Origin of the sequence: Roseateles sp., from assembly GCF_046300915.1 — a bacterium.
Taxonomy (GTDB): domain Bacteria; phylum Pseudomonadota; class Gammaproteobacteria; order Burkholderiales; family Burkholderiaceae_C; genus Kinneretia.
Genome location: NZ_JBKCLH010000178.1, coordinates 1 through 10,638 on the forward strand (window position 1 = coordinate 1; position 10,638 = coordinate 10,638).

At 66.4% G+C, this 10,638-nt stretch carries 8 protein-coding genes and 1 riboswitch; of the genes, 4 read left to right on the forward strand and 4 right to left on the reverse strand.

Annotated features, from left to right (window positions below; translation table 11 throughout):
• The 3 genes from nrdR to ACK5F2_RS13320 form a co-directional block, all read right to left on the reverse strand.
• A partial coding sequence (nrdR, locus tag ACK5F2_RS13310; protein ID WP_409865323.1) for a transcriptional regulator NrdR occupies nucleotides 1-413 on the reverse strand: 413 nt, incomplete at its 3' end.
• Between the two features lie 16 nt (nucleotides 414-429).
• Nucleotides 430-1,680, reverse strand: a complete 1,251-nt coding sequence (glyA, locus tag ACK5F2_RS13315) for a serine hydroxymethyltransferase (protein ID WP_409865325.1) — start codon at nucleotides 1,678-1,680, stop codon at nucleotides 430-432.
• Between the two features lie 65 nt (nucleotides 1,681-1,745).
• Nucleotides 1,746-1,882, reverse strand: a riboswitch (ZMP/ZTP riboswitch).
• Nucleotides 1,883-1,936: 54 nt separating this feature from the next.
• Nucleotides 1,937-2,776 (reverse strand): transglycosylase SLT domain-containing protein, encoded by an 840-nt coding sequence (locus ACK5F2_RS13320; RefSeq protein ID WP_409865327.1) that lies wholly within the window; start codon nucleotides 2,774-2,776, stop codon nucleotides 1,937-1,939.
• Nucleotides 2,777-3,041: 265 nt separating this feature from the next.
• On the opposite strand from ACK5F2_RS13320, the gene ubiD reads away from it, so the two are divergent.
• Complete coding sequence (ubiD, locus tag ACK5F2_RS13325) at nucleotides 3,042-4,595, forward strand: 4-hydroxy-3-polyprenylbenzoate decarboxylase (protein WP_409865329.1); 1,554 nt, start codon at nucleotides 3,042-3,044, stop codon at nucleotides 4,593-4,595.
• A 267-nt stretch (nucleotides 4,596-4,862) separates the two neighbouring features.
• On the opposite strand, the gene ACK5F2_RS13330 is transcribed toward ubiD, so the two are convergent.
• The gene (locus tag ACK5F2_RS13330; RefSeq protein WP_409865331.1) at nucleotides 4,863-5,663 is read right to left on the reverse strand and encodes a YdcF family protein; all 801 of its coding nucleotides are present in this window, start codon (nucleotides 5,661-5,663) and stop codon (nucleotides 4,863-4,865) included.
• Between the two features lie 61 nt (nucleotides 5,664-5,724).
• On the opposite strand from ACK5F2_RS13330, the gene ACK5F2_RS13335 reads away from it, so the two are divergent.
• The 3 genes from ACK5F2_RS13335 to ACK5F2_RS13345 all read left to right on the forward strand — a co-directional run.
• Entirely contained in the window at nucleotides 5,725-9,489 is a 3,765-nt protein-coding gene (locus ACK5F2_RS13335) for a DUF748 domain-containing protein (RefSeq protein ID WP_409865333.1), read from the forward strand.
• 55 nt (nucleotides 9,490-9,544) lie between these two features.
• Nucleotides 9,545-10,111, forward strand: a complete 567-nt coding sequence (msrA, locus tag ACK5F2_RS13340; protein WP_409865335.1) for a peptide-methionine (S)-S-oxide reductase MsrA — start codon at nucleotides 9,545-9,547, stop codon at nucleotides 10,109-10,111.
• A 5-nt stretch (nucleotides 10,112-10,116) separates the two neighbouring features.
• On the forward strand, nucleotides 10,117-10,638 hold a 522-nt coding region (locus ACK5F2_RS13345), incomplete at its 3' end, for an ABC transporter ATP-binding protein (RefSeq protein ID WP_409865337.1).

The following is a 10,638-nucleotide window of genomic DNA, read 5'->3' on the forward strand; positions in this document are numbered from 1 at the left end:
TCCACGTCTTCAAAGCTGCGGTAGACGGAGGCAAAGCGCACATAGGCGACTTTGTCGATCTTCTTGAGCTCACGCATCACCAACTCGCCCAGCTTGGTCGAGGGGAGTTCGCGGGCGCCGCTGGTCAGCAGCTTTTCCTGAATTCGCTCCAGCGCCGCATCGATTTGCTCGATGCTCACGGGACGCTTGCGCAAGGCCAGCTGCATGGAGGCGCGCAGCTTGGCTGGATCGAAATCCGCGCGCGTGCCGTCCTTCTTGACCACCACGGGCAGGGCAATTTCAGCCCGCTCGTAGGTGGTGAAGCGCTTGTCGCAGCTCAGGCAGCGCCGCCGGCGCCGTACCACATCGCCTTCGTCCGATTCCCGGGTCTCGGCGACCTGGGTTTCACCGTGGTTGCAGAAGGGGCAGCGCATCGGCGGCGGGCCGGTTTCAGCGGTAGACCGGGAAGTCGCGCGTCAGGGCGGCGACCTTCTCGCGCACCGCGGCCAGATTGGCCTCGTCATGCGGCTTGTCCAGCACATCGGCGATCAGGTGGGCGGTAATGCGCACCTGTTCTTCCTTGAAACCGCGCGTGGTCATGGCCGGGGTGCCCAGGCGGATGCCGCTGGTGACCATGGGCTTTTGCGGGTCGTTGGGGATGCCGTTCTTGTTGCAGGTCATGTGGGCGGCGCCCAGAATGGCCTCGGCTTCCTTGCCGGTCAGGTTCTTGGGGCGCAGGTCCACCAGCATGACGTGGCTCTCAGTCCCGCCCGAGACGATGCGCAGACCGCGCTCGATCAGGGTGTCGGCCAGGACCTTGGCGTTCTTGACGACCTGAGCCTGGTAGGCCTTGAACTCGGGCGTCAGCGCTTCCTTGAAGGCCACGGCCTTGCCGGCGATGACATGCATCAGCGGGCCGCCCTGAATGCCAGGGAAGATGGCCGAGTTGATCTTCTTGGCGATCGCCTCTTCATTGCACAGGATGATGCCGCCACGCGGGCCGCGCAGGCTCTTGTGGGTGGTGGAGGTCACCACATCGGCATGCGGCACCGGGTTGGGGTAGACGCCCGCGGCGATCAGGCCGGCGTAGTGGGCCATATCCACCATGAAGTAGGCGCCGATTTCCTTGGCGATCTTGCCGAAGCGCTCGAAATCGATGCGCAGGCTGTAGGCCGAGGCGCCGGCGATGATGAGCTTGGGCTTCTTCTCGCGGGCCAGGGCTTCCATGGCCTCATAGTCGATCTCTTCCTTGGCGTTCAGGCCGTAGGAGATGACGTTGAACCACTTGCCGCTCATGTTCAGGGCCATGCCGTGGGTCAGGTGGCCGCCTTCGGCCAGGCTCATGCCCATGATGGTGTCGCCCGGCTGCAGCAGGGCGAAGAACACGCCCTGGTTGGCCTGCGAGCCCGAGTTGGGTTGCACATTGGCGAAGTTGGCGCCGTAAAGCTGCTTGAGGCGGTCAATCGCCAGCTGCTCCACCACGTCCACATACTCGCAACCGCCGTAGTAACGCTTGCCGGGATAGCCCTCGGCGTACTTATTGGTCAGCTGGCTGCCCTGCGCCTGCATCACGGCCGGCGAGGTGTAGTTCTCCGAGGCGATCAGCTCGATGTGATCTTCCTGGCGACGGTTTTCGTTCTGGACGGCGGCCCACAGTTCGGGGTCGACGTTGGCGAGGGTCGATTGGCTGCGATCAAACATGATGGTGGTGGTTCATGATGAGGGTTGGGCCCGGGGCGAGCCGCGGCGACGCGCGCAACGGCTTGCTGGGCTGCCCAGGCGAACGGCTGATGACGGCCGGGCCTGGGCCCAAAACCGTTCGCGCTCCCCGGTGGTCCACCACCTCGGGCCGCCGGCCGGTTGAAGCCGTCCGCAGCCTTGATCGCCAGTTGCGCGAAGGCCCCAGTGTAGCGGACACCGGGGCCTTGCTCGATGCTTCGGAACGAAGCGGTGAAACTCACTCCAGCAGAGCGAGTTGTTCCTGCTTCAGGTCCCGCTTGGGCGAAGTTTTCTCGGCACCCGCAGTCGCCGGGGCAAGGCTGCGACCCGAGAACAGGGACTTCATTTGCTCGTGCTCGGCCAGGACCCGGCTGGCATAGCCAGCGTCGTCGGGCAGATTGGCCGCGCCCACGTAATAGCGCAGGCCATCTTCCAGGCTGCCAGCACGCTGGATGCACTCCTTGAGCACCTGTACACCGACCCGCAGATTGGTGATGGGGTCGAAAGCGGCCAGGTTGCCACCGAAAGCCTCGTACTTGTCGTCGTGCACCCGGGTCATGACCTGCATCAGGCCCTGGGCACCGACGGCACTCTGTGCAAAGGGGTTGAAGCCCGATTCGATGGCCATGATGGCCAGGATCAGGGTCGGTTCAACGCGGGCACGCTGACCCACAACCCAGGCTTCCTGGACCAGCCGACTGATAGGCTCCGGTGCAACCTTATATCGCCTGGACAGCCACATCGCCACCGCAGCCTGCTGGCGCGTCAGCTCCTTCGGGTCGGCGGCGGTCGCGCGGGCCAGAGCCTCCGGCTCGGCCACGCCCAACAGGGTATTGCCCGAGGCTTCGGCACGAGCCTCCTGGCGGGCGTTGAGCCAGCCAAAGGCCTCGGTTTCGAGCTTGTGACGGAGATCCGCCTGACTGCTGAACATCAGCAAAACAGCCACGACGGCCAGACCCAGCAGGGCCAGGGTGTTGTGGCTGACCACCAGCAGGCCCTGGCCGATATCCTTGACAAACAAGGTTGCAGCGGCAGTGGCACTACGAGTGAGGGAAGAAATACTTTGACGCGCTGTCATGCGACTCCTTTCTTCTCCGCCGTGTCCGTGGCGCTTCTCCCCATGGGGTGTGCGCCTGGATGTGGCAGTGATAATGGGCCGGCCGTTGATGGCGCTGGAGAGCACTCTGGCTTCTCAGCATCCTGGCCGGGTCCATCGGCAGCGGGGCGCTTTGCCGTCCCAAGGCAAAGCACGGGTTAACCCTGAAAGCTCAGGGCAGGGCGGATTCTAAGGATCAAAAATAACCCGTCAAGCTTATTGCATCCATTCTTAATTACTATTGATTATGAAGTACCGAGATCTTCGCGACTTTCTCCACGGATTGGAGGGGCTGGGGGAGCTGCGCCGCATCGCCACGCCGGTATCCCCCGTGCTTGAGATGACGGCGCTGAGCGATCGTGTTCTGCGCGCGGGTGGTCCCGCCCTTCTTTTTGAGAGGCCTAGCGCCTACCAGACCCCGGCGCTCACCAATCTTTTCGGCACGACCCGCCGCGTGGCCCTGGGCATGGGCGCTCAGAATTTGGAGGAGCTGCGGGATGTGGGACGTGTGCTGGCCAGCCTGAAGGAGCCCGAGCCGCCCCGCGGCCTCAAGGACGCCGGTCGCCTGCTGCAGATGGCCAAGGCCCTGTGGGATATGAAGCCCAGCCGGGTGCGTGAGGCGCCCTGCCAGCAGGAGGTGATGGAGGGCAGCGAGGTGGACCTGAAACGTCTGCCCATCCAGACCTGCTGGCCCGGCGATGCCGGTCCGCTGATCACATGGGGCCTGGTGGTAACGCGTGGCCCGCAGTCCGTGCCCCAGCCCCGCCGGCGCCAGAACCTGGGCATCTACCGCCAGCAGCTGATCGGACGGCGCCAGCTCATCATGCGCTGGCTGGCACACCGGGGTGGTGCCCTGGACTTTCGCGAGTTCGCCCTGGCCAATCCAGGTCAGCACTTCCCGATCGCCGTGGCCCTGGGGGCCGACCCTGCCACCATCCTGGGCGCCGTGACGCCGGTGCCGGATTCGCTCTCGGAGTACCAGTTCGCCGGCCTGCTGCGCGGCTCACGCACCGAGGTGGTGGACACCGGCGTGGGCGAGGCGGGTCAGATGCTGCAGGTGCCGGCCAGCGCCGAGATCGTGCTGGAAGGCCATATCCCGGTGGCAGTGCCTGGCTTCGAGGGGCTGAGCGAAGACGGCGTGCCGCTCAAGGAGAAGGGTGGCTATCTGCATGCCCTGGAGGGGCCCTACGGCGACCACACCGGCTACTACAACGAACAGGACTGGTTCCCGGTCTTCGAGGTTACCCGACTGACCCAGCGCCGCGACCCGATCTATCACAGCACCTACACCGGCAAGCCGCCCGACGAGCCTGCCATCCTGGGCGAGGCGCTCAACGAGGTCTTCGTGCCCATCTTGCAGAAGCAGTTCAGCGAGATCGTGGACTTCTACCTGCCGCCCGAGGGCTGCAGCTACCGCATGGCCGTGATCTCCATCAAGAAGGCTTATCCCGGCCACGCCAAGCGCTTGATGTTCGGCCTGTGGAGCTTCCTGCGCCAGTTTATGTACACCAAGTTCATCGTGGTCGTGGACGAGGACGTGAACATCCGCGACTGGAAGGAAGTGGTCTGGGCCATCACCACCCGCATGGATCCGGTACGCGATACCACCTTGGTGGAGAACACGCCCATCGACTATCTGGACTTCGCCTCCCCGGTCAGCGGGCTGGGCGGCAAGATGGGCTTGGATGCCACCAATAAGTGGCCCGGCGAAACCAACCGGGAGTGGGGGCGCACCATCACCATGACGCCCGAGGTCACGGCCCGCATTGACGAGCTCTATGGCCAGCTCTTTGGCGCATGAGAAGTCGCGACAGACGCTGCGGCCCGCATTTCAACTAGGGTTTGCCGAGGCTTGAAGCTCCCAAGGCTCACGCCTACTGTTGAAAAGCCTGCAACGCAGGTCAATACGCTGGCGCAGTCTCTGCGCGGCAGGGGCCCCATGGCAGATGGCCGCGGAGCTCCAACCGGTGGCGTCAGCCACCAGCCCCTCCCCAGCTCATGGCCCGGGAGGGGTTTCTATTTGTGGGCCAGGCGTTTGAGCTTGGGACTCATTCGCCCAAATTCATGCCTAGCGTCCGCCCAGCAGCCCCAATGCCTCGTAAATGACATAGCGGGTCTTGCGCATGGCCTCGGACGATGGAAGCCAGTCTGACACGCTGTAGGCGCTGTTGGGCCGTAGCCCCATGGGCGCCGGAATGATCTCCATGCCGAGATCCGCCGCGACCCTTCGGAATGCTCGCAGAGCTCGGCTCATATGCACATCGTGGGTCACCAGCAGCACGCGTTGAACGCCATCGCGCCGCAGCATAGGCAGGCTCAGTCTGGCGTTGGCCAGGGTGTCCGAGGCACGGTCCTCGGCCCAGCGCAGCGGGTGTTGCCACTCCTGGGCTGCGGCTTGCTGAGCCAGACCCGCCTCCGTGATGCGCGGGTCGCGCAGTTCTGCCGAGGTGCCGCCGCTGAAGCCCAGGGGCCAGTCGCCATGGCGCGCCAGCCACACGCCATACCGCAGCCGCTCCAGGCTGATCGGTTTGAGGCTGGGGCCGCCATACTCTGGCGCCTCGCGCAAGGCACCACCGCCTAGCACCAGCACGGCCGTGCGCTGCGGCTCGGCCCGTATCTGCGCCAGGGTCTGCAGGTCTAGCGCCTGGCTGCGTGCCAACAACATGCCTTGCAGACTGTCCGCACCCACCTCGCAAAACGCAAACCACAGCCCCAGCACGCCGCTGCCCAGCAATAGCCGACCCGGCCAGGGCTTGCGACGTAGCAAGGCCGCCCCCAGGAGCAGCAAGACCAGCAAAGGGCTTGGGGGCAATAGCAAGACCAGCAGCAGCGGCTTGAGCTCGTGGAGGGCGTAGAGCAAGTCATTCATGGTGTGTAGGGCCGCTGCCATCGTCATTTGGGCCGTGGCGCGCACAGGATAATGGCTTGCAATGGCACACACCGGTTTCTCCATGTCCTTGGCTGCTGTGATTTCCCGCCGCCCCTGGTTGCGCCGCCTGGCGCTCGCCTTAGGCGCGCTTGTGCTGCTCGCGCTGCTGGCCCTGTGGCTCTTGCCCCGCTGGGTGGCCGGTAGCGGCATGCAGTTGGCCAGCCAGGCGCTGGGCCGGCCAGTCAGCGTGGAAGCGGTGCGCTTCGAGCCCTGGCGGCTGGGGCTTGTGCTTCAGGGGCTGCGCGTCGCTGCGGCGTCGGCGGCCGAGCCTGCCCTGCTTGAGGTGGCCGAAGTCGACGCGGCGCTGTCCCTGCGCTCGCTCTGGCACCGCAGTCTGGTGCTGGAGTCGCTGAGGGTGCAAGGGCCGCTGCTGCGTCTGGCCCGCCTCGGCGAGGGGCAATACGACATTGATGATTTGATCGTGCATCTGCGTCGTCCCGCCGAAGCGGGCGCAACAGCGGACGATACCGCGCCGGACTTTGCCGTCTACAACTTGCAGCTGTCAGAGGGCCAGGTCTTGTTGGACGACAAGCCCTATCAGCGCCTGCACAAGCTGGAGCAGCTGCGGCTGGACTTGCCCTTTCTCTCCGGCCTTGATCACCATGTGTCGGTGCATGTGCAGCCGAGGCTGGCTGGCCGCCTCAACGGTCATGGCTTTGATCTGGGTGGCGATGCCCTGCCGTTTGCCCAGACGCGCGAGGCCGCGCTGAAACTCCAGCTGCAGGATCTGGATCTGCAGCCCTACCTGGCCTACTGGCCGGCTGCGCTACCGCTCAAGCCCACGCAAGGTCGGCTCAGCGCCGATCTGAAGCTCAGTTTTGCTCAGGCGCCCGGGCAGCCGCCGGCCTTGAGCCTGACGGGGCAGCTCAGACTGCTTGACGGCGTGCTTGCCCAGGGCCAGCAGGCCGACTGGATGGCCTGGCGCGCGCTGAGCCTGGAGCTCAAGTCCCTGCAGCCCCTCAAGCGTGAGCTGCACATTGATTCCCTGCACTGGGAGGCGCCGCGCCTGCAGCTCCAGCGAGACGCCACCGGTCGTCTCGGCCTGCCCGCACTCGGCACCCAGTCGGCGGGTGTGGCTGCCACGCCCGCCGACAGAAATCAGCCCGCTTGGCGTCTGAGCTTGGGCCGCCTGAGCGTTGCGGAGGCCGGCGTGGATTGGCTGGACCGGCGCAGCGGTGCCGCCCTGCGCTTGCAGCCTCTTGGGCTGGAACTCAAGCAGCTCAGCTGGCCCCTGCAGGGCTCGGCACAGCTGAGCCTGCAAGCCAGTCTGCAAAGCGCAGGCAAGGCTCGCGAGCCCAGTGCCAAGCTGGGCCTGCAGGGTCAGCTCAGCGCCGAGGCGCTTGACTTGCAGGCCGATTGGCAAGACCTGGCACTGGCCTGGTTCTCCCCCTATCTGGAGGCGGAGCTGCCTCTGGCCTTGCAGGGGCGCCTGGCGGGCAAGGCCAGCCTCAGCCTGCCCCAGCCTCTGGCGGAACAGCCCGAGGGCCGCCTCGAGGCCGGCCTGCGCGAGCTCCGTCTTGAGCAGCTGCAGGTGCAGCAGCTGGTGGCGGGAGGTCGGCGTGAGCCCTTGGCCAGTCTGGCGGGTCTGAGCCTTGACGAAGCCCGCCTGGTGCTGGGTAAGCGGCAAATTCTGCTGGGGCAGCTCGGCCTGCGGGAGCCGCGTCTGCAGCTGGAGCGGGCTGCAGATGGACGCTTGCGCCTGCCCGCTGCCGCCACGCCCTCGGTCAGCGCCTCGGGCTCGTCCGCCACGCCGGCCAGCGCACCGGGCTGGTCCTGGCGTCTGGCCGCGCTGACGGTGGAGCAGGGCGGTTTGAGCCTCAGCGACACCTCGGTGCGCCCGCTCCATCAGCGTGAGGGCGAGGCGGAGAACGCACCCTACAAGCTTGTGGCCGAGCAACTGCGGCTCAAGCTGCAGAACCTGAGCTACCCCGCACTGGAGAAGTCCCGCTCACCCCTGCAGCTCAGTGTGCAAATGGGCCGGTCGGCCGCCGCCAGCCGGCGATTTGCCAGCGGCGCCCGAGGCAGCAATCCCCTGGGCAGCCTGCAGTTCCAGGGGGAGCTGGGCCTGGCTCCGCTGGCCCTGTCCGGCCAGATCAGGGCCGAACGCCTGCCTCTGCACGCGGCGGATCCCTATCTGGACCCGCGTCTGGGCCTGCACCTGCGCCGAGCCGAGGCAGGCTTTCGTGGCGATCTGAGTGTTATGGCAAGTAGCCAGGGGCCACAAGCGCTGCTGCGCGGCGAGGGGCTGCTGGCCGATTTGCGCCTGATGCAAACGCGTGAGCGCGACGGACGGCGCGAGGTCGGTGAAGAACTGCTGAGCTGGCAGGCCCTCAGCCTAGCCGGTCTGCGTGCCGAGCTGGTGGCTGACAAGCCGCCAAGTCTTGAGGTGCAAAAAGCCGCGTTGACCGAGTTCTATGCCCGGCTGATCGTGGACGAGCAAGGTCGTTTCAACCTTCGCGATCTGGGGCCCCGCGAAGTTCAAGCTCAGGCACAGGCCGCAGTGCCCAGCGCTGCGGCTGCCTCGGCCCCGGCGCTGCAATTCAGCCTGGGTGAGTTGCAACTGGACAAGGGGGCCGTGGACTTCAGCGACCGCTTCATCCGCCCCAACTACAGCGCCAAGCTGAGCGAGTTGCAGGGCAGCCTGGGGCGCGTGGACAGCATCCAGGCCCAGTTGGCGCCGCTGGCCATCAAGGGCAAGGTGGCGGGCACCGGCCTGCTGGACATCAGTGGTCAGCTTCGCCCCGGATCACCACCACAGATGGACATCCGCGCGGCCGCCACGGACATCGAGTTGGCGCCGCTTTCACCCTATGCCGGCAAGTACGCTGGCTACGCCATTGAACGGGGCAAGCTCTCCACCCAGCTGCATTACCGCATCGACGCCGACGGTCGATTGCAGGCCGACAACCAGATCGTGCTCAATCAGCTTACCTTCGGCGAGCGCATAGACAGCCCCGATGCCACCAAGCTGCCGGTGCTGCTGGCCGTGGCCCTGCTCAAGGACAGCCAGGGTGTGATCGATGTGAACCTGCCCGTCAGCGGTTCGCTCAATGACCCTGAGTTCAGCGTTGGGGGACTGATCCTCAAAGTGATCATCAATCTGCTGGGCAAGGCCCTGACGGCGCCTTTCTCCCTGCTCACGGGGGGCGCAGCTGCTGATCTGAGTCAGCTGGAGTTCGCACCCGCCAGCAGCCAGCCCGCAGCCGATCTGCCTGGTCAGCTGGACAAGGTGGCCAAGGCCCTGAGCGATAGGCCATCCCTCAATCTGACGCTGACCGGCTGGGCCGATCCCCAGGCGGAGAAAGCAGCCCTGCAGGACGCCAAGGTCGAGGCCCTGATCCAGGCCGAGCGTCGGCGGGAGCTGCGCCGGCAGCAGCTCAGCAGTGGCAGCAGTGCTGCAGACACACGCGGTTCCGGAGCCGAGGTGCCGCTGCCGCCGCTCAGTGATACCGATCGCCGACGCCTGCTGCGCCAGGTCTATCAGGCGAGCAATCTGCCGGGACGTCCGCGCAATCTGCTGGGCTTGCTCAAGGATGTGCCGCCGGAACAGATGCAAAGCGTGCTGGCCGCGGCCCAGGCAGCCGATACCGAGGCCATGCGTCAGCTTGCCCTGCAACGTGCCGTGGCCGTGCGCGACGCACTGCTGGCCCGCGGCGTGCCCAATGCGCGGCTTTTCCTGGCCTCGCCACGGCTGCATGAGGCGGCCGCCGGCCCGGAGGCCAAGCCCTGGGTGCCACGCGTGGATATGGCCCTGGGCCTGCGCTGAATGCCCCGCCTGGGCTATGCTGCCTGCCGCGCTGCTCATCGAGAGTTTTCTGTCCATGAACCCACATTCTTCCCACGCTCCTCAAGGCGATCTCATCACTCTGGGCGGAGGCTGTTTCTGGTGCACCGAGGCCGTGTTTGAGCGGGTGCGCGGTGTGCTGTCGGTGGAGTCTGGTTACTGCAATGGGCAAAGTCCGGCACCCAGCTACGAGCAGGTTTGCGGGGGCCAGACCGGTCATGCCGAGGTGGTGCGGCTGCGCTTCGACCCTGAGCAGGTCAGCCTGCGCGAGCTGCTGGAGGTGTTCTTCGCGGTGCATGACCCCACCACGCTGAACCGCCAGGGCGCAGACGTGGGCACGCAGTACCGCTCCGGCATCTACTTTCACAGCCCGGAACAGGAAGCCATTGCCCGCGAGGTGCTGGCCGAGGCACAGACCACCCATGGCGGCCGTGTCGTGACCGAGCTGCAGCCCGAGCGCAACTACCACCGCGCCGAGGACTATCACCAGCATTACTACGCCCGCAATCCGGAGCAGGGCTATTGCGTCTTCGTGGTGGCGGCCAAGGTGGACAAGTTCCTGGCCACCTTCCGGCGCCTGGCGCGCGATCCAGAGCAGAGCTGAGGCCGATGATCGAGCTGCACGGGCTGCGCTACCGCTATGCGCAAGGTCCGGAAATCGCCTTTCCCGATATCACCCTGGGCGCGGCCCCGGGCCTGCTGCTGCGTGGCGCTTCGGGCAGCGGCAAGTCCACCCTGCTGGCCCTGATGGCGGGCCTGCTGAGCGCCAGCGCGGGTGTGGTGCGCATGGCCGGCACCGAGCTGGGGGCGCTGAGCGCCCGCCAGCGCGACGCCTGGCGCGGGGCGAACCTGGGCTTTGTGCCGCAGCGCCTGCATCTGAGCGCGGCCCTGAGCGTGCGCGACAACCTGGGCCTGCCCTATCTGGCCGCCGGCCAGCTCGTGGATGCCGCCCGCGTCGATGCGCTGCTGACGAGCCTTGGCCTGCAGTCCCTGGCCGAGAGGCGCCCGCATCAGCTGAGCCTGGGCCAGGCCCAGCGGGTGGCCCTGGCGCGCGCCCAGCTGCGGCGTCCCCGCCTGCTACAGGCCGACGAACCCACCGCCCATAAGGACGACGAGAACGCCCCCCCCAGC